The 22046-nt window shown below is 41.8% G+C and carries 21 protein-coding genes; 3 read left to right on the top strand and 18 right to left on the bottom strand.

Going from position 1 to position 22046, the window contains the following annotated elements; translation table 11 throughout:
* Positions 1-71: 71 nt before the first annotated feature.
* The 9 genes from tatA (AAGR14_RS02665) to AAGR14_RS02625 form a co-directional block, all read right to left on the bottom strand.
* Positions 72-242, bottom strand: a complete 171-nt coding sequence (gene tatA, locus AAGR14_RS02665) for a twin-arginine translocase TatA/TatE family subunit (RefSeq protein WP_342647053.1) — start codon at positions 240-242, stop codon at positions 72-74.
* 16 nt (positions 243-258) lie between these two features.
* Positions 259-573: a twin-arginine translocase TatA/TatE family subunit gene (gene tatA / locus AAGR14_RS02660; protein ID WP_342647052.1), complete on the bottom strand. Its 315-nt coding sequence runs from the start codon at positions 571-573 to the stop codon at positions 259-261.
* Between the two features lie 56 nt (positions 574-629).
* Entirely contained in the window at positions 630-1943 is a 1314-nt protein-coding gene (locus tag AAGR14_RS02655; protein WP_342647051.1) for a peptidoglycan DD-metalloendopeptidase family protein, read from the bottom strand.
* A 19-nt stretch (positions 1944-1962) separates the two neighbouring features.
* Positions 1963-2760, bottom strand: coding sequence for a DUF4292 domain-containing protein (locus AAGR14_RS02650; protein ID WP_342647050.1), 798 nt, complete (start codon positions 2758-2760; stop codon positions 1963-1965).
* Positions 2738-4468, bottom strand: coding sequence for a tetratricopeptide repeat protein (locus AAGR14_RS02645; RefSeq protein ID WP_342647049.1), 1731 nt, complete (start codon positions 4466-4468; stop codon positions 2738-2740). Before AAGR14_RS02645 ends, AAGR14_RS02650 begins: the two co-directional genes overlap by 23 nt.
* A 4-nt stretch (positions 4469-4472) precedes the next feature.
* Positions 4473-4907 (bottom strand): dUTP diphosphatase, encoded by a 435-nt coding sequence (dut, locus tag AAGR14_RS02640; protein WP_342647048.1) that lies wholly within the window; start codon positions 4905-4907, stop codon positions 4473-4475.
* Entirely contained in the window at positions 4908-6389 is a 1482-nt protein-coding gene (locus AAGR14_RS02635) for a polysaccharide biosynthesis C-terminal domain-containing protein (protein WP_342647047.1), read from the bottom strand.
* Between the two features lie 106 nt (positions 6390-6495).
* The gene (locus AAGR14_RS02630; RefSeq protein WP_342648722.1) at positions 6496-6768 is read right to left on the bottom strand and encodes an acylphosphatase; all 273 of its coding nucleotides are present in this window, start codon (positions 6766-6768) and stop codon (positions 6496-6498) included.
* 57 nt (positions 6769-6825) lie between these two features.
* Positions 6826-7989 (bottom strand): amidohydrolase family protein, encoded by a 1164-nt coding sequence (locus tag AAGR14_RS02625; RefSeq protein ID WP_342647046.1) that lies wholly within the window; start codon positions 7987-7989, stop codon positions 6826-6828.
* 159 nt (positions 7990-8148) lie between these two features.
* Between AAGR14_RS02625 and rlmN the strand changes: the two genes are divergently transcribed.
* On the top strand, positions 8149-9210 hold the full coding sequence (gene rlmN, locus AAGR14_RS02620; protein WP_342647045.1) for a 23S rRNA (adenine(2503)-C(2))-methyltransferase RlmN: 1062 nt from the start codon (positions 8149-8151) through the stop codon (positions 9208-9210).
* A gap of 87 nt (positions 9211-9297) precedes the next feature.
* A complete protein-coding gene (locus tag AAGR14_RS02615) occupies positions 9298-9996 on the top strand; it encodes a ComF family protein (protein ID WP_342647044.1) in 699 nt (232 codons plus the stop codon).
* Positions 9997-10189: 193 nt separating this feature from the next.
* On the opposite strand, the gene AAGR14_RS02610 is transcribed toward AAGR14_RS02615, so the two are convergent.
* The 4 genes from AAGR14_RS02610 to AAGR14_RS02595 all read right to left on the bottom strand — a co-directional run bounded on the left by AAGR14_RS02610 (position 10190) and on the right by AAGR14_RS02595 (position 16454).
* Positions 10190-13318, bottom strand: a complete 3129-nt coding sequence (locus AAGR14_RS02610; RefSeq protein WP_342647043.1) for a PAS domain S-box protein — start codon at positions 13316-13318, stop codon at positions 10190-10192.
* A 27-nt stretch (positions 13319-13345) separates the two neighbouring features.
* Positions 13346-14617 (bottom strand): serine hydroxymethyltransferase, encoded by a 1272-nt coding sequence (gene glyA / locus AAGR14_RS02605; protein WP_342647042.1) that lies wholly within the window; start codon positions 14615-14617, stop codon positions 13346-13348.
* Between the two features lie 31 nt (positions 14618-14648).
* Positions 14649-15398, bottom strand: coding sequence for a segregation/condensation protein A (locus tag AAGR14_RS02600; protein ID WP_342647041.1), 750 nt, complete (start codon positions 15396-15398; stop codon positions 14649-14651).
* A 66-nt stretch (positions 15399-15464) separates the two neighbouring features.
* Positions 15465-16454, bottom strand: coding sequence for a hypothetical protein (locus AAGR14_RS02595; protein WP_342647040.1), 990 nt, complete (start codon positions 16452-16454; stop codon positions 15465-15467).
* A 374-nt stretch (positions 16455-16828) separates the two neighbouring features.
* Here AAGR14_RS02595 and dxs point away from each other — a divergent pair, with 374 nt between their 5' ends.
* Entirely contained in the window at positions 16829-18757 is a 1929-nt protein-coding gene (gene dxs / locus AAGR14_RS02590; RefSeq protein WP_342647039.1) for a 1-deoxy-D-xylulose-5-phosphate synthase, read from the top strand.
* A 51-nt stretch (positions 18758-18808) separates the two neighbouring features.
* Here dxs and AAGR14_RS02585 read toward each other — a convergent pair whose 3' ends face one another.
* From AAGR14_RS02585 to AAGR14_RS02565, 5 genes are all read right to left on the bottom strand, one after another.
* Entirely contained in the window at positions 18809-19099 is a 291-nt protein-coding gene (locus AAGR14_RS02585) for a hypothetical protein (protein ID WP_342647038.1), read from the bottom strand.
* 90 nt (positions 19100-19189) lie between these two features.
* The gene (gene rfbA, locus AAGR14_RS02580) at positions 19190-20059 is read right to left on the bottom strand and encodes a glucose-1-phosphate thymidylyltransferase RfbA (protein ID WP_342647037.1); all 870 of its coding nucleotides are present in this window, start codon (positions 20057-20059) and stop codon (positions 19190-19192) included.
* Between the two features lie 62 nt (positions 20060-20121).
* Positions 20122-20685, bottom strand: a complete 564-nt coding sequence (locus AAGR14_RS02575) for a DUF3109 family protein (protein ID WP_342647036.1) — start codon at positions 20683-20685, stop codon at positions 20122-20124.
* A 6-nt stretch (positions 20686-20691) separates the two neighbouring features.
* The gene (locus AAGR14_RS02570; protein WP_342647035.1) at positions 20692-21525 is read right to left on the bottom strand and encodes a DUF3108 domain-containing protein; all 834 of its coding nucleotides are present in this window, start codon (positions 21523-21525) and stop codon (positions 20692-20694) included.
* A gap of 2 nt (positions 21526-21527) precedes the next feature.
* Positions 21528-22043, bottom strand: coding sequence for a DUF2480 family protein (locus AAGR14_RS02565; RefSeq protein ID WP_342647034.1), 516 nt, complete (start codon positions 22041-22043; stop codon positions 21528-21530).
* Positions 22044-22046: the final 3 nt, after the last annotated feature.

The following is a 22046-nucleotide window of genomic DNA, read 5'->3' as shown; positions in this document are numbered from 1 at the left end:
AACTTATCAAGTGATAATCATAATTACCGCCTGATAAGTTTAAGAAATTAAAAAACCGGTAATATACCCGCTTACGGATGTACGTTGGTTTTTTCTTCTGTAGTGTCTTTGTTGTTCGATGCGTCTTTAAATTCTTTAACGCCCTGACCTAATCCTTTCATTAGTTCAGGAATTTTGCGTCCGCCGAATAATATTAAAATAGCAACGATAATCAGAATGATTTCTGGTGCGCCTAATCCCATGATTGATAAATTTTATTTAGTATTCTTTCTTTTCTTTAACTTCAGGCTGTGTTGCCAGGTCAGAATTTTCGGCAGTTACAACATGTTGAGTTTCTGTCTCAGTGTAATTACGATTTTCAGGAACAGACGGTTTTTCATCAAAATTATTTATCTGGTTATGAAGCTCACGCTTCACACCTTCTGATGCATCTTTGAAATCTCGTATGCCTTTGCCCAAACCACGTGCCAGCTCAGGTAATTTGTTACCGCCAAACAACAAAAGGGCTGCAAACAAAATAAGTATCAACTCGGGAGTACCGATGTTCAAAAACAATAGAACCGAACTGAGCATATGCTTTTTATTTAAGGATACAAATATATACAATTATAACTCCTGATTGTTCAAACTTATTGTGATGCCAGCCATGTTTTTGGATCAACGGCCGTACTTCCTTTATAAAGCTGAAAACTAACAACGGTTTCATGGGTAACCGGGTCTGTAGCTGCACTGCCTATATTTTGCCTTGTGCTTACCTTTTGGCCCGAACTTACACTTACCGACTTTAAATTGGCATAACTGGTAAAGTATGCCCCATGATGAATTACCACCACATACGAACCTTCAATATCGACTACTTTGCTTACCTCACCTTCAAAAACGGCCCGCACCGGCCCTCCCGGAGCTGTTCTGATATCTACGCCTAAGTTAACATTTTTGATACCATCGGTATAGTAAGTACCAAACCCTTGGATAATCTGCCCACTGGTTACCGGCCATGGCAATTGCCCGCGGTTACCTAAAAAGTTATTAGATAACCTAGCTGCTTCGGGCGTTGCCGATAAAATTTCGGCATCGGTACTGCGGGCAATCGCTTTAGGTTTGGCAGCTACGGCCACCTCTGCTGCCGATTTATTTTCAGCCTTTGCTTTCTCGGCAGCCAGGGCAGCACGCCTTGCAGCCTCCGCACGGGCTTCGGCCTCGGCCTTACGGCGGGCCTCTTCAATTTCGCGGCGGATGGTCACGGCAATTTGCTGATCAATGCGACGACGCTGAACCATTACTGCCCGTTGTTGCTTTTTAAGTTGTCCGGCTTGCTTTGACAGGTCAGCTACTACTGCAACCTGATTGTTACGTTCTTTACCAAGTGTTTCTTTTTCTTTTTCCTGTTCCTGTAACAGTGAACTTTTCTCATTTTTGGTACGATCGAGCTGGTTTATTTTAACGTGCAGATCTTTTTGGGTGCCTTGTATAGTATTGGCCTGGCGCTCGCGGTAGGTACCAAATTGCTGCAGATATTTTAAGCGTTTGTAAGCCTGATTAAAATCTTTAGAGGCAAACACAAACATCAATTTGTTATAGGCGCTTTGATTGTGGTAGGCAAATACAATCATTGCCGCATATTCCTTTTTAAGCTGGTCTAACTGGCCCTGCAAGGTGCGGACAGTGTTGCTATTCTCATTAATCTGACTGCTTAGCAAGCGAATTTCGGAGTTTACGGTATTGATTTTTTCTTCGCGCAAACTAATCTGCGCTTTTAAAATGTTAAGCTGCTTTATACTTACATTTTTGTTTCTGGAGGTTTCTTCCAGCTCGCGGTTTAATTGTTCTAACTCGCTGTTCAGCTTTTCGCGCCGGCGTTTTAATTCAGAACTACTTTGTGCGTTTGCCTGCGCTAAACCCAAAAACAATAAAAAAAACAGTACAAGCTTTAACAATTTCATCAGACCAAAATTATTGATTTTAATTGGCAGGTGAAAATCTATCCGGAATACTAAACGGATATTCGAGCGGTTGATTAAATTCAGTGCGGTTATACTGCAGCTCGGCCTGGATGTTTCTATTTTTTACGGTAGATGTGATATTAATTTGCGACGGGATAATACGACTATCGGCCTGAACAAACTGACTGTTACTTACTTGTAACGACTGCCCGGCTGCAGCGTTATTTAAACTGGTTTGGGTAACTTTATAATCGGGGCCAATCAACAAGCTGTATATAATATTCTGCAGGTTTCCGCTCAGGGTAGTATTACCGTTAGCACCGGTAGTTACTTTGCTGTTCTCGTTCAATAAATCAGGTATCGGATTGCCTATCAGTAAAGACTCAACCGTTTGGTAGTTTACCTGCCGGCTGGCATAATTATATATATAACTGAAAGGCTTTTTTATGTAAACGCCTTGCAGCCTGTTGATAACCAATATACTATCAGGCGTAATTAGAGCACGAGCCACTTCAACACCTAATATGGCTGTTATGGATACCCATATTTTTTTAGTGTGCTGTATACGTATATTCAGGGTAACATCATTACTTTTCCCATCAATAGCCAGCTTGGTTTTGGCCCGCCCAGAAAAAGTATTAAAAACCACCTGCTTTTCTTTAACCGCTGCTATCTTCGCTAATGCCGGATTGACGGTAGGTGCCACCGTAACAGTTGAGTCGGCTTTACGCACCACCAATTGCTTTTTTGCTTTACAGCCAAACAATGCCGCTACGCTTAAAACGATTAGCAGCTTATTCAATATATTTTTTCTCATTAATTTTTCGATCTAAAAGAGCCGATTTTGAACCGTACTCCTTTGCTTTTTTCCAATTTTGTACTGCAGCTTCGGTACTGCCCAAATAAAACAGGATATCACCTAAATGTTCTGTTTGTGTTGCATTGTTTTTACTGTGCTGCATGGCTTTTTCAATCCACTGCCTGGCATCCACATATTTCTTCTGCTTAAATAATATCCAGGCATAGGTATCTTCAAAAGATGCCGTGTTGGGTTGCAGGTCTATCGTGTGTTTTGACATTTGGGCTGCCTTATCGAGCTGCTCGTTACGCATAGACAGATAATATGCGTAGTTGTTTAACGTGTAAGCGTTATCAGGATTAAAACTTAGCGACTTATCATAAGCTGCATCCGACTGGCTGTTATCCTTTAATTCGTGATAGCAATCTCCAAGGGTCGCATAGCTTTGTGCAGATAAATCTTTATCATCAGTTTGCAGCGCCACCGCGTTTTTAAGATAACTTAATGCTTTTGCAGCACTCTTTTTTTGCAGGTAAGCTACCGCTACCAAATAGTTCATCCAAGCCTGATTAGGAAATAGAGACAAGGCATTTTCACCATCCTTAATTGCTTCATCCCATGCGCTCTCGCCTAACTCGAGCCTTACCAGTTGCTCGTGCACCATATAAATATCACCGTTAAGCTTCACAGATTTTTTGTAAACATCTTTAGCCTCTTTAAACATATTGTTTTGGGCAAGCATGTCGGCATACACGGCCTGTGCTTTGGCATCATTAGAATGCACCTCGGCTGCTATGCGGCTCAAGGCTAAAGCACTGGCTTTGGCATTAGCGTCGGGAAACTTTGGTATATACCCCATAACAATGCGTACCTTTTGCTCTACATCTAAATTAGGGGCGGCAAAAGCCAACTGCAATTGTTTAAAGCTGGTATCGTATTCTTTTTTACCACGGTAAGCGTCTGCCAAGGCCAGGTGCAGCATACCATTTTCCGGGCTGATGGATTCCGCCCGTTGCAATACTTTTAGTGCTTTATCTGTCTGGTTGTTAGTGTTGTAAATTTCGCCCAGCATCAGGTAATATCTAACCTGGTCGGGATTATTGGCCAGCAAGCGCTCAATTTCAGCGGCTGCCAAATCTAATTTACCCTGCCTTAAATATATTTTTTGTCTGCCGGCAGCTAATTCGTCATTTAAACCAGTTATCTGTTCAAGCTTAGTATAAACCGCCAATGCCTCGTCATATCTCTTTTCAATATAGAGAGCATTAGCTTTGTCAAAATAAAAATCGGGCTTATCAGGGTTTATACGCAGAAGTTCGTCAAACACATGCTCCAACTTTTTAATGTCGTTGGTTTTTTCGTAGCTGTCGGCCAGGGCTACCCAGTACCATTGGTTGTTAGGTTTTAAGGCAACAGCGTTTTCGAGGAGTTGCTGCACTTCGGGTTGGTTGTTTTGCAGCTTTTTGAGGGTCGCTAATTGATACATGGCAGCATCGTTAGTAGCATCCATCTGTAAAACCCGCGAAAAAAGTTCAGTGGCACCTCTTGGGTCTTCGATAGTTTTTTTGCGCATGGCCTCAAAGTAAAGCTGCTGTATGGCAATACTATCTGACGAGGTTACAGGCCTGCGCCCCGGCTGCGCAATACTGCCGCGGCTACTGCCTTGTGCAGCGGCCACCAACGGCGACAGCAACAATATCCAACTCCAATACCTCACCTTTATCATTATTTTAACCTATACCTGTATGCCCGTAACCACCTGTACCGCGTGATGTTTCGGTAAGCACCTCTACCTGCGCCCACTCTACTTTTTCGTGCTTGGCAACCACCATCTGCGCTATCCTGTCGCCGGTGTTGATCTCAAAATCGGTATCCGAAAAATTAATCAACAGCACTTTGATTTCGCCTCGATAATCAGCATCAACCGTACCCGGCGAATTAACAATGCCTATACCATGCTTAAACGCTAAACCACTGCGCGGACGTATCTGTGCTTCAAAACTTTCCGGCAGTTCTATATGCAGCCCGGTTGGAATCAGTTTACGCTCCATAGGTTTCAGAACTATAGTTTCTTCGACATCGGCACGCAAATCCATGCCAGCGGCATGCAGCGTTTCATAAGCTGGTAAATTATTTTTTGAGTTATTGATAATTCTGATGATCATTTATTTTCTGAGTATGGCCATTATCTGTTTACGTTCGGCCATAAAGGCAACCCCTGCAAACAAAATCAGCAATAAATTGCCAATAATTAAATTACGATGAAATACCGTGAATGATAAAAATACAACAATGACAGCACTTATAAGATAAGCGAGGTTCTTTTTAACATTATAAGGGATAGGATAGTTTTTTTGCCCCCAGAAGTAAGAAAGCACCATCATGGTAGTGTATGCAGTCAGCGAGGCCCATGCAGAAGCCATGTAGCCAAACTTTGGGATAAACATGACATTTAACAAAATGGTTACAATAGCGCCAACCCCCGATATATATAGCCCATACTTGGTTTGGTCAGACAGTTTATACCAGATAGATAAATTCATGTATATACCTAAACTCACATAACCGAACAACAAAATGGGCACCACGTCTAATCCTGACCAGTACGACTGACCAATGAAGTATTTAAGCAGTTGAATATTGGCAACAAGAGCTACAAAAATAACAGAAACCGCAACCACAAAATAGTTCATAATTTGTGCATAAGCCCCTGTTGCGTTTTCTCTTTTTGCGCGGTTAAAAAAGAAGGGCTCGGCCCCAAGCCTGAACGCCTGTACAAACAGATTTAAAAAAATAGCAATTTTTGCGCACGCATTATATACCGCCAGCTGAACGCTGCCAATATTTTCAGGAAGAATTTTCCCAATCAATATCTTGTCTAAATTTTCATTAATAATAAACGAAAAATTAGCCACCAGTATAGGCCAGCTATAACTAAGCATTTCCTTAAACATCGGCCCGTCAAAATCAGGCTTAATCTTCAGCAATTCGGGCAGTAATAAAATCAGGGTAATTAAGCTTGCAATTACGTTTGATAAAAAAACATAGCCTAACCATCCCGGCCTAAACCATGATTGCAACCATGCTGTTCCGGCCAGTTTATGTTCAATAATGTAAGGCAACACCAAGATGAACACTAAGTTTAAGCCGATAAAGACAAAAATATTAATTAGCTTTAAAAGCCCGAACCTTCCGGGCCGGCCATCGGCCCTTAACTTTGCGAACGGAATTACACACCAGGCATCAATAACCAATAGTGAAATGAAGAACAGCGTATAGGTTTTGTAATCTTTTAATGGAGTTTGTGTATCAATGCGCAAATAAAGGGCTATCGCATCTATAAAAGGTAAAGTACAAAACAAAAACAAAGCAGTGATCAAAAATATAGCGGCAAAAGAGTTATTGTATACTTGCTGTTTATTATCGCTGTGCTTGTTTAAATAACGAAAGTAAGTAGTTTCCATACCGAAGGCCAATAATGCGTTGAGCATGGATGCCCAACTAAACATATTACCAAAAATGGCGTAAGTACGGGGTGTGTAAGCCCGGGTATAAAGCGAGGTTAAAAAGAAATTTAAAGTCCGGCCGGCTATAGTAGTTAAACCATAGACCGCGGTTTGTCCGGCAAATTTTTTGGCAGTTGACAAATTAAATAAATGCTTGATTGATTTGACTAATGCAGGCTTTGCTACAAGAGGAATATTCAAGATGCTGATCGAGCGTTCAAATTCGTTTCCCCTTCTTTAAAACCGCTTACCTTTTTACTACCTCAAAGTTACGATAGTTTTTTAACTCGCCTCCCTGGCTTTCAACAGCAGTTACACGTGCCCTTTCAGGCCCTTCGTGGCACCACTCTAAAAACATGTCAAGCAAAGTAGCTTCTGCTTCGGCTTCAATAAATACGTTACCGTCAGGCATGTTTTTTACGCAGCCTTTAACGCCTAACTGGTCGGCAACAGCTTTAGTGCTGGCTCTGTAAAACACGCCCTGCACCTTTCCCCGCACGGTAATATCTAAATGCTTAATCATAGCCGGTAAAATTTCAAGTGCAATTATACGGCTTATACAATAATTAAAAGCAATTTAAAGTAGGCGCCTTACCTCGGTGCTGTCCGTAATTTTCAAACCGTCTAAGCCGGTAATCAAATTTAACCCGGGAGCTTTACCAACCTCCAGTGTACCAATTTCGTCGTCGATTCCTAAAAATTTGGCGCCGTTTATAGTAGCCCATTCTAATAACATAGCTGTGCTTAAAGCCGGAAAACGCTGCTGTAAAATGCGCATTTCGCTTAAAATACAAAGCTTATCATTTGAGGCCAGGCTATCTGTTCCTAAAGTAATATTGAAGCCCTCATCTACAAACAGATCTATTTTAGGTAAACGCCCTTCAATAAAAAGATTAGCCGACGGACAGAAACACCAGTTAATTTTGCGGTCGAAACGTTTAATAAAATATATATCTTTTAAGTTGGTACACGTATTATGTACCATCAGTATATTTTGCCGGCTGCTTAAGAGCGGCAATACCGATTGTATAGAGTTTCGGGCCTGAGGTTTAAAATAGCTGATGTCTATCCCTAAGGTTTTATACAGGTCGTTAAAAGCACCAAGTTTATATCTGTAAAACTTATTCTCGTCTTCGCACTCCTGGTTGTGTATGCTCTGCAGATTTTCGTTGGCATCACTATAGTTTTTAATGAGCCTGAATAAATCTTTTGAAACTGAGTATGGAGCGTGCGGTGTAATAGAGGCAGCCAGTGGCTTAAACTGTTTTTGAAGCTCTAAAGCGTTTTCAAAAGCCTCTTCGGCCCGCTCGGGCAAAAAGCTAAACACCTCAACAAAGGTGTGGTAGTATAGCTTGCTTTGCTTTTTTGCTTCCAGGCTGTTAATGCTGTTAGATATGTCGCCAACGGCTACAATGCCATTGTTATACATTTCTTCATCAGCAGCAAGCGCAGCTTGGGTTACCACGTCTTCGCTGGCACCACGCAATTGCTGTACTGATTTAATAAACTCTACTAAACCCGTTTGCCGGGGAGTTAAATTTTTAAGATGCGACAACTCGAGGTGACAGTGCGTATTTACAAACCCGGGGCATATAATGCCACTAAGCTGTTCCACTGGTGCATCGGGAAGGGCATGAGTACTGACTGAGATAATCTTACCGTAATCATCAACGGTAACTATTCCATTTTTTATCGGATCGGCACTTACAGGAAAAACGTAATCGGCTTTAAAACTTTTCATTTAAATGAAATTTATCATTCACCCTCACCCATCATTAAGCTTAAATGTAATGTTATTAAAAAACATTATTACAATTAACTTTAAGTTGTTGTTTTTAATTTTACAATTCAAAAACTTGCCAACAAAGGTAGCAGGGTATTTTTTGTTTACATTTGTATTGTGAATGCAAGCAACAGTAAAACTGATATCCGTAGCTTGAGCTTGGAAGCTCTTACTCAGCAATTTGTAAACCTGGGCGAAAGAGGCTTCAGGGCTAAACAAGTTTATGAGTGGCTTTGGAAAAAATCATGCTTTTCTTTTGAGGACATGAGCAATATTTCAAAAGAACTTCGCAAAAAACTGGATGAGCATTTTACCATCAATCATGCGGTGATTAACACCTCACAGTTTAGCGCGGATAAAACTATAAAAAATTCTTTTAAATTATACGACACTCATTTAATTGAAGGAGTTTTAATTCCAACCACCGAGCGCATGACGGCCTGCGTATCGTCTCAGGTAGGCTGCAGCCTTACCTGTAAGTTTTGCGCTACCGGGTATATGGATCGTAAGCGCAATCTTAACCCCGACGAAATTTATGATCAGGTTGTGCTGTTAAGCCAGCAAGCACAGCAAAACTATAATATTCCGCTCACCAACATCGTATATATGGGCATGGGCGAACCGTTGCTTAATTACAGCAATGTACTTAAATCTATTGAGCGCATTACTGCCGAGGATGGCTTGAACATGGCTGCTAAAAGAATTACAGTTTCTACCGCCGGTATTGCCAAGATGATTAAAAAGCTGGGCGACGACCAGGTAAAATTTAATTTGGCCTTATCCCTGCACGCTGCCAACGATGAAAAGCGTAACCAGATTATGCCTATTAACGAGCAAAACTCGCTTAAAGCACTGGCCGAAGCTTTAAAGTACTATTATAACAAAACTAAAAACCCGGTTACCTACGAGTATATCGTATTTCATAATTTTAATGATGAATTACAGGATGCCATGGAACTGGCCAGGTTTTGTAAGCACCTGCCCTGCAAGGTTAATATTATTGAGTACAACCCAATCTCGTTTGCCGACTTTTTAAACGCCGGGGAAGATAAAATTGATGCATTTGCCGCTTATTTACGCAAACAGGGCATTATTACCAACGTACGCCGTAGCCGCGGAAAAGATATTGATGCCGCTTGCGGGCAACTGGCTGTAAAAGACAAAGCCGTTGTTGCTTAATTGCTTTTAGGCAACTATCCTCTTTTTATTGATGGCAATATAACATCTGCTTTTGGCAGGGCTGCTTAAATAAATTAACTTCCGTGCATGAACCTGCACAATACTTATATAGGCAATTTTATAAATCTACTGTTCCCGCGGCTTTGCCAGGCGTGCAATGGCAGCTTGCTGGGTTCTGAGCACTTATTGTGCACCAACTGTCTTTTTAACCTTCCATATACCGGCTTTCATTTACAGCCAGATAATGTAGTGGCCCGCCAATTTTGGGGCAAGGCAGACCTGCAAGGTGTATATGCTCTGTTATACTTTGAAAAGGGCGGCCATGTACAACACTTGATGCATCAGCTTAAGTATAAAAACATGCCGGCCATTGGCAACCGGCTTGGTGCTATAGCAGGGGAGCAACTCTCGCAAACCTCAACCTTTTCAAATGTTGATGCTATTATTCCTGTACCGTTGCATAAAAGCAGGATGCGCGAACGGGGCTACAATCAGAGTTCGCATTTTGCACAAGGCCTGGCTCAAAAATTAAATGCACCGGTTATTAAGCATCAATTAATACGTAGCGTAAAAACATCTACGCAGACCCGGAAAAACCGATTTGAACGATTTACCAATATGCAGCAGGTATTTGCCATTACCAACCCGGAAACATTAAAAGGGAAACATGTACTGTTGGTAGACGACATTGTTACGACAGGTTCTACCCTTGAAGCCTGTGCTCAGGAGCTCCTGAAAATACCAGGCGTAAAATTAAGTATCGCAGCGATAGCCTACACCGGGTAAACTAACCCTGATTATATCAAAATGATAAAGCAGCACCCAAAATTTACCTGCTGATAGATAAGCTATTAAGAGATTTTTATTAACTTATTAAGATTAGATGAAACCTTATGCAGGTTACCGGCGTACAAATACCCGGCAAGTTTGAATTATAATCGATTGGCAGGAGTTGTTGTAAAAAGCGGCTCCTGCTTTTTTATTGCCTTTGGTAGCGGCTCAACTTTTCGTGCAGATTTTTAGGGTCAAATGGTTTCAGGATAAAATCATTCATGCCCGATTCTTTGATTTCGCCTAATTGATTATTAAGCATCGAAGCCGTAAGCGCAATAATAGGCAGATTTTTAAAATACTCTTCTTTTTTTGAACGAATAACACCTGTTGCTTCCAGTCCACCCATCACAGGCATGTGTATATCCATTAGCACCACATCATAATCTGCCTTGGTAGTTACCTTTTCAACAGCATCTAATCCATTTTCGGCAAACTCGGCCTGGATGCCCCATTTTTTTAAAACCTTGTTGATTAATAAACGATTAATCTGATTATCATCTACTACCAGCACATTAATATTCAGTCCGTTTAGGGTATTATCAGTATCAGCCACAACAGAATTATTTGCTTTCTTAAAATTAATTTCAAACCAAAAGCTTGACCCTACACCGGGTGTACTATCTACGTTGATATGTGAATGATGCAACTCTATCAAACGTTTGGTTATAGCCAAGCCTAAGCCTGTACCTCCATATTTACGCGTGGTATCAGTATCAGCCTGCTTAAATGATTCGAAGATAGTATCAGTTTTATCGGCAGCAATACCAATACCTGTATCATTAACTGCAAACCTGATGGTTACTTCGCAGGCGCTTTGTGCAACCACACTTAATTCAATAGTTACTCCACCCTGCTCGGTAAATTTAACAGCATTACCGGCCAGATTGAGCAGTATCTGTACCAAACGAGTACGATCACCCAAAATACAATCAGGTACATCAGCCGCAATATCTTCTCTAAAATAAATATGATGATCAGCGGCTTTAAATTGCATAGAACTAACTACGCTGTGTACTAAATCGCGCAAGTCAACCTTAGCCTTTTCAAGCTCAATGTTGCCGGTTTCTATTTTCGTAAAATCGAGAACGTCATTGATCAGCGTCATCAAGTTTTCGGCAGAGAACTTAAGAATTTTCAAATTTTCGGTTTGAGATTCATCTACGTTGTCCTGAGACAGTAAATGCGACATACCAATTACCGCATTAAGCGGCGTACGTATCTCGTGGCTCATCACAGATATAAACATATCTTTGGCCCGGCTTAGTTGCAATGCTTCTTCTTTAGCGGCTACCAATTCCAGTTCCGCGTTCTTTCTGGCCGTTATATCAATAATAACTTCGATGTATTTGCTAACGGCGCCGGAGTCATCTAATATCACCGAGTTTATTACCGTTAGCCATATCGGTTGCCTGTCTTTACGATAGGCCAGCACATCTACCTCAAAAGACTGCTTGTTTTTCGATAATTCACGGGTTCTTTCGATAATACCGAAATCGGTCAGTTCGCCTTTAAGCGCGTCTCCTAAATGCTGGTTTTTAACTTCGTTTAAACTAAAGCCCGTAATGTTTTCAAAAGCGGTATTTACCCACTCTACTTTACCTTCATTATTGTTAATAACCACACCGCTTACCGTGCTGCTGGCCACCAACGATAACATGGTTAATTGATTTTCAGCTTTTTTACGCTCGTCAATATCTACACAAACGGTAACCTGGCGTTCTAATTCTCCTCCATCATTAAAAAACGGGCTGTTAGATAAGAATACCCAGGCAGGCGTACCATCTTTCTTATATATCTGTATTTCTACCTCGTAAGGCTTATTTTGCTCGTAGGCTTGCTTAGCGTGCCTAAATGTTTTAAGATCGGTCTGCTCTCCTATGAGTATCGTACCAAAGGTTTTGCCTCTTAGTTCATTCAGTGAATAACCAAGAATATGTTCCAAAGCTTCGTTCATCCATAAAATGACACCGTCCTTGTCACGTATGACTACTCCACTAGGTGATTTAGCTGAAGCAAACGAGAGAATCTCCAAGTCGTTTTCTGCATTTTTACGGGCGGTAATATCGAGCAGAATCTTGATGTATTTATCAATTTTACCTTCACGACTTAATACAGGAGAGTTCATTACAGACAGCCACATCATATGTCCGTCTTTATGCTCTATCTTTACTTCAACCTCAAAGGCTTTATCCGTTTTCAACAGGCTTTGAATCCGGTTGTTGATCCTCGGATCGCTGTAATCGCCTCTAAAAACATCGCCCATTTGCCGGTTGCTCAGATCGGCAAAACCGTATCCGGTTATGCTTTCAAAAGCCTCATTAGTCCAAATAATCCGGTTATCAGCATCGGTAATAGCTACTCCGTTACTTACTTTACTGGCTACTAATGAGAGTTGCTCTAATTGAGCCTGCACCTTTTTGTGCTCGGTGATATCCCGGCCGCTGGCATACCATTTCCCATTATGGTTAATAGCCGACCAGCTTATACATTTTTCTTCTCCGTTTTTAGCAACAACACAAGTTTCAATCTCGAAAGATTTATGGGTATGCAGTCCAACATCTATTTGTTGTGCAAACTGTTCGCGGTTTTGACCAACTACAAACTCCCAAAGCGAGTGTCCAATGAGTTGGCCGGGCTTATATCCCAAAATAGATTCTGTTGCATTATTAATATGCTCTATCTTGGAGGTTTCGTCAGCAATAAAATGTATTTCTGATGAACTATTGAAAAGCGTAAAAAAATCTTCGTGCTGCCTAAGTCTGAACTCCAGCTCCTTTTTTTGCTTGCGTATGGCCAGGTGCGACATGACCTCGCTCGCCAGTGTTTGCAAGGCATCGCGCTGTTCAGCAGTAAGTATTTTGGGTTCGTGGTCGAATATACAGAGAGAACCTAACCGGTAGCCTTCAGGGTCAATTAATGGAGCACTGGCATAAAAGCGAATCCCGAATGCTCCCTTTACCGACTCACTTTCTGAAAATATATCGTGTAAGCGGGCATCTTCTACCTCTACCAAATCATCGCTCATAATGGTGTACCGGCAAAACGAATCGGCACGGGGCACTTCATCAATAGTAAGCCCCAGGGTAGATTTAAACCATTGCCGCTTACCATCTATAAAAGAGATAAACGCAAGCGGCACCTGGCAAATATAAGAAGCTAAGCGGGTAAGTGCATCATACTCAGCTTCGGGTATGGTATCCAAAATATCATAAGACTCAAGCGCTTTCAAACGCTCGCCTTCATTTACGGGTACCGGCCAATGCTCTGTTACCATATGCACTTACTTACTCAATAGTTTTGTTTACTTGTACAGCGGAAACTTTTCAGTTAACGCATGTACATGTTTACGTACTTTCTTTAAAGAATGTTCATTTTCAGGGTCTTTAATTACCGCATCAATCAGTTCGGCAATTTGCTCCATTTGCTTTTCTTTCATACCCCGGGTAGTTACCGCAGCTGTACCAATGCGAATCCCCGAAGTTACAAACGGCGACTTATCATCAAAAGGTACCATATTTTTATTAACGGTAATGTCGGCATTAACCAATGCATTCTCGGCAGCCTTACCCGAAATACCTTTATTTCTGAGGTCAATCAGTATCAGGTGATTGTCTGTACCGCCTGATACGATTTCGTAACCTAAGTCAATTAACGCTTTCGCAATAGCCTGGGCATTTTGCTTAACCTGTACAATGTATTTCATGTAACTATCACTCAGCGCTTCATAAAAAGCTACAGCTTTAGCGGCAATAATATGCTCTAACGGCCCACCCTGCGTGCCCGGAAACACGGCACCATCTAATAAAGCCGACATTTTTTTGATCTCACCTTTAGGAGTCTTAAGTCCCCATGGGTTTTCAAAATCTTTACCCATCATAATTAGTCCGCCACGTGGGCCGCGTAAGGTTTTATGGGTAGTAGTAGTAACAATATGGCAATGCGGAAGCGGATCGGTTAATAAGCCACGGGCAATTAAACCTGCAGGATGCGAAATATCGGCCAGTACCAGTGCGCCAACCTCGTCGGCTACCTGGCGAATAAAAGCGTAATCCCAATCGCGCGAGTAGGCAGATGCGCCACAAATAATAAGTTTGGGTTTTTCTTGCAGTGCTGTAGCACGTAGTTGTTCGTAATCAATTAAACCGGTGTCTTTTTTTACGCCATAAAAAAAAGGCTGATATATTTTACCCGAAAAGTTTACCGGAGAACCATGCGTTAAGTGGCCGCCATGCGAAAGGTCGAAGCCTAAAATTTTATCACCGGGTTGCAGCACGGCCAGCATTACTGCGGCATTAGCTTGTGCGCCCGAGTGCGGCTGCACGTTTACCCACTCGGCATTAAACAGTTCTTTAGCCCGCTCAATGGCAATGGTTTCAATCTCGTCAACAATCTGGCAACCGCCGTAGTAACGTTTACCGGGCAAGCCTTCGGCATACTTGTTAGTAGCTACCGAGCCGGCAGCTTCCATTACTTGTTTGCTAACAAAATTTTCAGAAGCAATAAGCTCCAGGCCTTCTTCCTGGCGTTGCTGCTCATCGTCTAATAGTTGAAATATCAGTTTGTCTTTTTTCATGATGTTTACAAGGGGCCTAAGTTAATCAAAATCAATGTGGTGTTTTGGGCGCAATCCAAAAATTATTGTAACTAAGCCCTATTTGTATGTCTATCAACTCTTGCTGCAACATCTCGAGCATTGCCAAAAAGTTGTATATAAAATGAACTCTGTTTTCGGAGTTTTTGAGCATTACATTAAAATCAAGCCGCCCATTGATGCGCAGCAAATCATCAATTGCTTTTTTTTGCTGCTCAATGGTATAAGGGTATTGCACCACAGTATGGGTTACCTCTTCAGACCGGCTCAGGTAACGGCGATTTACCCGCTCGTAAACCTGCATTAAACGATAAAGAGTAAGATCGGCCAGTTCTTCGCCAGGCATGGTTACCGCCTCAATGCCCGCTAACTCGGCGGCAATATTGCCACGGCGCTCCTGTTTAAAACGCTCGTCTTCGAGCGGGCGCAATTGCTCGCATACTTCTTTAAACTGTTTATACTCAATCAGCTTACGGATCAAGTCTTCTTTACTATCAGCCTCGCTTTCATTTGTTTCTGCCTCATAACGGGGCAGCAGCATTTTAGCCTTGATACGCATTAAGGTGGCAGCCACAAAAATAAATTCGCTGGCCACCTCCATGTTCAGGCTGCTCATTTGATGAATGTAGTTTAAAAAATCGTCGGTAATGCGGGCAATGGCAATTTCATGAATGTCTAACTCGTCGCGTTCAATAAAAAACAGCAACAAATCAAACGGACCTTCGAATTGCGGCAACCGAATTTCAAAACCCTCATCTGTCATACAACACTCTATTTAGCCAATCATCATCAAACAAACCATCGAAATAAAAGTACTCAATCAGAAAAATTACAGCACATCGCGTATCTCTAAGTACGGTATATTTTTACTCTTCCAGTCAGGCATTCCATTAAACACCATATAGTAAACGTATTTACGCTCCTGATTAATACCTGGAATTACTTGCCCAATTACTTTTTTTACCGCTTCGTGCTCTTTTTTTACAGCGGCGCTGTCTTTTACATTAAATTTAGAAATGTAATAAATCATCGGACAACTACCCTCCGGACGGTTTTGGTTAAATACCCGGAAAATTTTTGGCTGTGTGGGCACTTGTTTAATGACTAAAGGAAACGGATAGGCCTCTTCAATGCGCTTCATCAAACTGCTGTAAAAGCTATCTATTTCCGGCTGCTGCTTATAATGCCACATTACATTCGGCAACGAATTCGCGCGTGCTACATCAATAATGCTTAAGGCATCAATCAAATAGCCTTTCTCGTATTTTTGCCTGGCTTGCTGATAAAGCTCTACTGCTGTCTTACCGTTGGTGGTGTAAGGACTCAAATCTAAGTCGGTTAAGCGCCATCCGTAATCCAGTTTGTTATAAATAGCTGTAAGCAGCCATTTTTCTTCTCCATCTTGCAAAGTATATAAAGCTGTATACATCTCCCTAGCTAAGGGTTGGTAATCGAGGTAGTAAGTATTTAAACCATGATTGGGCGAACTAATCTTCTGTTCTCGTTTAAGATCATGCACGGCATAGTACTCATCCAACATTATTGTCTTCTTAGAGCGCATACGTACGCTGCAAAGTTCAATAGTGCGGTGCATACCGGTATTTTCCAGCAGTTCTTTCGACATCAAACTTTCTACAATGCCGGGCTTGTTCTTCTGTAGGCCATCAAGCAGTGTAGCGTTCATTTCGTGAAAATTATCTCGTTGCGACGAAGCTATTTCCTCGTTTTTCCATACGCCGGGCTCGTGCTTGCTGCAGCCTGCAGCCAGTAGGCAAACCGTTGCTGTAAAAATTGTGATTAGAAGTTTAAGTGGTTTCATTTATTGAGTAACTTATACTCAAATATGCAGATAAGATTTCTTTAATCAATATCTGTTCAGAGCTACCAATTTATTACAAGTTGCCAATACAAAGATTGATAGAAAGTAATTAAACATATTTTGAGGATTCAATAACTTTAATTAACTTTGTATTTGAAAGTACTTTTATTATAACAATTAATGTATCACAAGAAACAAAGACTAAACCATGTTTGTAAAGTATTAACCAATAAATTATAAAAGCGAAATTATTGCCGCGAAGGCTACATCGCTCTCAGCAAAACAGCCTTAAAAACAACGCGCTGTTGTAATTTGTAAAACAAAATACCAATTTAAATAGCTTACTTTGTAAGTTATTATATTCATTTATCTACATGCAAGTACCTGCCGGAGATTTACTTCAAAAAATCAATTCACCCGCTGATTTAAAGCAGTTTAGCGAAGACGATTTAGAGCAGATTAGTCAAGAACTGCGTCAGTACATTATTGATGTAGTATCGGTAAATGGCGGCCATTTTGGTGCCAGCCTTGGTGTGGTTGAACTTACGGTTGCGTTACATTATATTTTAAATACACCTTACGACCAGTTAGTTTGGGACGTTGGCCACCAGGCTTACGGCCATAAAATACTTACCGGCCGGCGCGATAACTTTCATACCAACCGCATATACAAAGGCCTGAGCGGCTTTCCAAAACGAACTGAAAGCGAATACGATACTTTTGGGGTAGGCCATTCATCTACATCAATTTCGGCAGCTTTGGGTATGGCTGTAGCTTCACATTACAAAGGCGAAAGCGACCGGCAGCACGTGGCCGTAATTGGTGATGGCGCCATGACGGCCGGTATGGCTTTTGAAGCACTTAACCATGCAGGTATTGCCAACAGTAATTTGCTGGTAATTTTGAATGACAATAACATGTCTATCGACCCCAATGTAGGGGCACTAAAAGAGTATTTGGCCGACATAACCACGTCTAAGCCCTACAACAGCTTTAGGGCCGATATTGGCTATGTATTATCAAAGCTGTCAGCCATTGGTCCGGATGCTTTAAAGTATGCCAAAAAAATTGAAAAAAGCATTAAAGGAACCGTACTGAAACAGAGCAACTTTTTTGAGGCGCTTAAATTTAGATACTTTGGCCCTATTGACGGCCATGATGTAAAGCACCTGGTAAAAGTACTGCGTGATCTGCGCGACATACCTGGGCCCAAACTACTACATTGCGTAACTGTAAAAGGCAAGGGTTATGCACTGGCCGAAAAAGATCAGACCAAATGGCATGCACCCGGCTTGTTTGATAAAATTACAGGAGAAATTAAAAAGACCTATTACGAAAAGCCGCAACCACCAAAATACCAGGATGTGTTTGGACATACCATTATAGAGCTTGCCGAGCAAAACCCTAAAATTATGGGTATTACTCCGGCCATGCCATCCGGCTGCTCACTTAACCTGATGATGAAAGCTATGCCAGAGCGTGCCTTTGACGTAGGTATCGCCGAGCAACATGCCGTTACCTTTTCGGCCGGATTAGCTTCGCAGGGTTTGGTACCGTTTTGTAATATCTACTCGAGTTTTATGCAACGTGCCTTTGACCAGGTAGTGCACGATGTAGCCATCCAGAAGCTTAATGTGGTACTTTGTCTTGACCGGGCAGGCTTTGCCGGCGCCGACGGACCAACCCACCACGGTGCTTACGATTTAGCTTATATGCGCTGCATCCCTAACATGGTAGTATCGGCCCCGATGAACGAGGAGGAACTGCGCAACCTGATGTATACTGCACAACAAGAGAATGTTGGTCCATTCACTATACGTTACCCACGTGGTAACGGTGTAATGGTTGACTGGCAACGCCCTATGAAAGCTATACCTATAGGTAAAGGCCGTAAAATTTGTGATGGCGAAGATTTGGCTATTCTTTCTATCGGTGCTATAGGTAATGAGGTGGTTAAAGCAGTTGCCGCACTTAACGCAGATGGTTACGACCCTGCCCATTATGACTTACGTTTTGTTAAGCCACTTGATGAAGCTTTGTTGCACGAAGTATTTACTAAATACAACAAAGTAATTACCGTTGAAGATGGTTGCCTGGAAGGTGGTGCAGGTAGCGCTGTACTTGAGTTTATGGCCGATCATAAATACCAAGCCCATGTAGTGCGTTTAGGTATACCTGATGCGGTAATTGAACATGGTGAGCAACCGGAGTTATGGGCTGAGTGTGGTTTTGATGCTGCCGGTATTATGCGGACCGTTAAAAAAATGGATGTTAAACCAACCCAACATATTATAGCATCGTAAACTTACAATAGCTAAAATATTTATTGCATAAAGCCTGTTTCGTTAGCCGATTCAGGCTTTTACTCTTACTACGGTTTGCCCGAAATGCAAAACCAATGAGTCTAATCCCTTTTGCTGTAAAAAGTTGCTGTCAAGGTCAATAACAACGCCACGCTCATGCGTGCCCTTTCCACTAAACTCTATATCAATACCATAATCATGAAAAGCCTGTCTAACGGCATCTCGTAGCGTTAAGGCAGGCTCAATAGCAACTAAAGTATCCAAATCAGGCAATTGTAGTTCTGTTTGCTCACCTTTTAAGATGGCTTCAATATTTTTATTAAAATTAGTTTGAGTATTCATCGTTTTAAGACGCCTGCTAAGTGTTTATACTAAAAAGTCACCTCTTTATGCAAAGAGATGACTTTTTTAGCAATTATATCAATGGGGTTATTATCTTTTTTGTTTCAGTAATTTAAGTAAAAACTGACCGTACCCACTCTTAGTAAGTGGTGCTGCAATTTCGGCCAGCTGCTCAGCGCTTATAAAATTCATTCGGTAGGCAATTTCTTCGATACAGGCAATTTTAATGCCCTGGCGCTCTTCAATTACCTGTACAAACTGACCGGCTTGCATAAGGGAAGCAAAAGTGCCGGTATCCAGCCAGGCAGTGCCACGGCTTAATATAGCCACTTTAAGTTTACCGCGCTTCAAGTATTCTTTGTTTACATCGGTAATTTCATACTCGCCGCGGGGCGAGGGCTCAATGTTCTTGGCAATCTCCACCACATCATTATCATAGAAATATAAACCCGGAACTGCATAGTCTGACTTAGGTTCGGACGGCTTCTCTTCCAGCGAAAGTACATGCTGATGCTCATCAAATTCAACTACACCATAACGCTCAGGGTCGGCAACCTGGTAGGCAAACACCATACCACCGTCAGGATCACTACTATGCTGTAGTAAATGCGACAGCCCGTCGCCGTAAAATATATTGTCGCCTAATATAAGCGCTACTTTGTCTGTGCCAATAAAGTCAGCACCTATTACAAAAGCCTGCGCCAAACCATTGGGCTCTGGTTGTACCGCATACTCAAACCTGCAACCTAACCTTGAGCCGTCTCCCAGCAGTTTTTGAAACTGCGGCATATCATGCGGGGTAGATATAATCAGGATTTCTTTAATACCCGCCAGCATAAGTACTGATAACGGATAGTAAATCATCGGTTTATCATAAACCGGCATTAATTGCTTGCTAACTGCTAAGGTTAAAGGGTGCAGCCGGGTTCCGGAACCGCCGGCAAGTATTATTCCTTTCACAATATATTTTTTAAAGTGATTATTGGCCTAATATAGAAAAAGCTTTTAACAACCCACAGACATTATGCGTCTGCTAATCTTTCTTCCAGCTCCTGATACCACTCCGCACCATATTTACGGATAAGAGGTTCTTTTAAAAACTCGTGCACCCGTACCTTAAGCTCACTGCCAAAGCCACAAGCCGGACTGCAAATATTCCACCGGTCATAGTGCAGTACATCAAACTCAGGGTAATTAGTTATCCGGATAGGATATAAATGGCAGGATATAGGTTTACGCCAGCTGATATCGCCGGCTTCCCAAGCCTTTTCTATCGCACATTTAGTAATACCGTTTTCCCAAGTTACATAAGCACACTCTTTATTGGTATCAACACAAGGTGTGGTATAGTCGCCCTCAAAATCGGTTACGTGTGTACCCTCGGCCTCTACAGTAGCTATACCTTTTGCCGTCATATACGGCTTTACTTTAGGGTATATCGCTCTTAATATATCCAGCTCACCAGCCTCAAGCGGGGCACCCGAGTCGCCCTCTAAACAGCAAGCACCTTTGCACTTATTTAAATTACATACAAAGTGCTCGGTCACTACATCTTCGTGCACCAAGGTACTACCAACTTCAATCATCTTATTTTATTTCTTAATAGGGTTTAATGGGTATTTTAAACCTTTGGCATTGGTCAGCTCCATAGTAACGCTGCCCACTACCAGTTCAACATGTGCTTTAACCGGTATACGGTTACTATCATCAGTTACCCAAAGGTATAGTTTACTGTTTTTCCGGAAGATTTTTCCGGGTATTATAGTTGGATTAAACTTTAAACAATTAAAAGTGCCCAGCGGGCAATCTACCTGATCTTTACCCAAATAGGTAATGGTTAATGTTTGCACTGCATCATCTAAGAAATAACGCAGGTCAAATTTTTCGCCTATTTTTAATTTAGAAACATCAAGGCATCGGGCAAAATAATACGCCGACGGAAAATCAAACACTTTACCACTAAACGGATATACACCGCTGTTGGCAGTTATCTTTCCGGTTTGATGGTCAAAAACCACGTGGTCTTTGTGTTTATACTTGGCCTCATGCCTGTCTTCGGTATACAGGTAAGGCAGCAGCGTGTTACGGTCAATAAAGCTCTCGTAACGGTTACGTACCTTATAAAACACATCAAACGTGCCGGCGGTATTGCCATCGGCAATAATATGCCAAGCGGGCTTGCCTTCAAATTTAGTATCGGTATCAGCAACACGCAGATGAGCTTCAGCACCGGTAAACCAACCATACTTAAGCCTGTAATTTAACTCTTCGCCTGCTTTAAAGGTAGATTCAGCCAGTTTAACAGGCTCTTGTGCGTTTGCACAGTTTGCCAACAGTATGGCAGCAAAACATAACATGGCATAATTGCCTATGTACAATTTGCACCAGCACAACGCAGCACCTAACTGTTGGAAACCTGCAGTCATTATTAATCTTTACGTTTATAAATAGGCACGGTTGAACAAGGTTCGCCAAACATTAAACTTTTGGCTACTGGAGTAAGGCGCTTGGTTAATTCTACATAGGCCGATGTGGGCACTTCGATATCGCCGCAACCTTTTAACACAATACGCTGATCGCGATATTGTTCAAAATCTGCTTTAGCCAGTTCCTTTTCAAACAAAACAGTTTCCAGTACTTCTTCGTTGCCAAAAACAACTTCGCGGGCGTAAGGCGCCAAACGATTTGCTAACAGCATGTAAGCCCAGGCTGGTACAATGGCATCAGCAGTACAAGTAACGCCCACATTTTTACCGGTATATTGTGCCCAATCATGACCTTTCACAAATTCGCGAAAATCTTTTTCGCGTAATATGAGCCCCATATAAAGATTGTCTTTTATATCGTAAATCACGCGTTCGCCTTTGGGATAATAGCTCGCCGGGTCGAGCGTTACCAAACCACTTTGAGCTACTTTATTGATGATATTTTCCTGAATATCCATATT

It is taken from the genome of Mucilaginibacter sp. CSA2-8R (assembly GCF_038806765.1).
In the GTDB taxonomy this organism is placed as follows: Bacteria; Bacteroidota; Bacteroidia; order Sphingobacteriales; family Sphingobacteriaceae; genus Mucilaginibacter.
Note: the sequence above shows the minus strand (reverse complement) of the source record. Positions and strands in the feature narration are given on the sequence as shown.

Excerpts from the sequence above, each read along its gene's own strand:
- tatA (WP_342647053.1), bottom strand. The coding sequence starts at position 242 with ATGGGATTAGGCGCACCAGAAATCATTCTGATTATCGTTGCTATTTTA.
- tatA (WP_342647052.1), bottom strand. The coding sequence starts at position 573 with ATGCTCAGTTCGGTTCTATTGTTTTTGAACATCGGTACTCCCGAGTTG.
- AAGR14_RS02655 (WP_342647051.1), bottom strand. The coding sequence starts at position 1,943 with ATGAAATTGTTAAAGCTTGTACTGTTTTTTTTATTGTTTTTGGGTTTA.
- AAGR14_RS02650 (WP_342647050.1), bottom strand. The coding sequence starts at position 2,760 with ATGAGAAAAAATATATTGAATAAGCTGCTAATCGTTTTAAGCGTAGCG.
- AAGR14_RS02645 (WP_342647049.1), bottom strand. The coding sequence starts at position 4,468 with ATGATAAAGGTGAGGTATTGGAGTTGGATATTGTTGCTGTCGCCGTTG.
- dut (WP_342647048.1), bottom strand. The coding sequence starts at position 4,907 with ATGATCATCAGAATTATCAATAACTCAAAAAATAATTTACCAGCTTAT.
- AAGR14_RS02625 (WP_342647046.1), bottom strand. The coding sequence starts at position 7,989 with ATGAAAAGTTTTAAAGCCGATTACGTTTTTCCTGTAAGTGCCGATCCG.
- AAGR14_RS02615 (WP_342647044.1), top strand. The coding sequence starts at position 9,298 with ATGAACCTGCACAATACTTATATAGGCAATTTTATAAATCTACTGTTC.
- AAGR14_RS02610 (WP_342647043.1), bottom strand. The coding sequence starts at position 13,318 with ATGGTAACAGAGCATTGGCCGGTACCCGTAAATGAAGGCGAGCGTTTG.
- glyA (WP_342647042.1), bottom strand. The coding sequence starts at position 14,617 with ATGAAAAAAGACAAACTGATATTTCAACTATTAGACGATGAGCAGCAA.
- AAGR14_RS02600 (WP_342647041.1), bottom strand. The coding sequence starts at position 15,398 with ATGACAGATGAGGGTTTTGAAATTCGGTTGCCGCAATTCGAAGGTCCG.
- AAGR14_RS02595 (WP_342647040.1), bottom strand. The coding sequence starts at position 16,454 with ATGAAACCACTTAAACTTCTAATCACAATTTTTACAGCAACGGTTTGC.
- dxs (WP_342647039.1), top strand. The coding sequence starts at position 16,829 with ATGCAAGTACCTGCCGGAGATTTACTTCAAAAAATCAATTCACCCGCT.
- AAGR14_RS02585 (WP_342647038.1), bottom strand. The coding sequence starts at position 19,099 with ATGAATACTCAAACTAATTTTAATAAAAATATTGAAGCCATCTTAAAA.
- AAGR14_RS02575 (WP_342647036.1), bottom strand. The coding sequence starts at position 20,685 with ATGATTGAAGTTGGTAGTACCTTGGTGCACGAAGATGTAGTGACCGAG.
- AAGR14_RS02570 (WP_342647035.1), bottom strand. The coding sequence starts at position 21,525 with ATGACTGCAGGTTTCCAACAGTTAGGTGCTGCGTTGTGCTGGTGCAAA.
- AAGR14_RS02565 (WP_342647034.1), bottom strand. The coding sequence starts at position 22,043 with ATGGATATTCAGGAAAATATCATCAATAAAGTAGCTCAAAGTGGTTTG.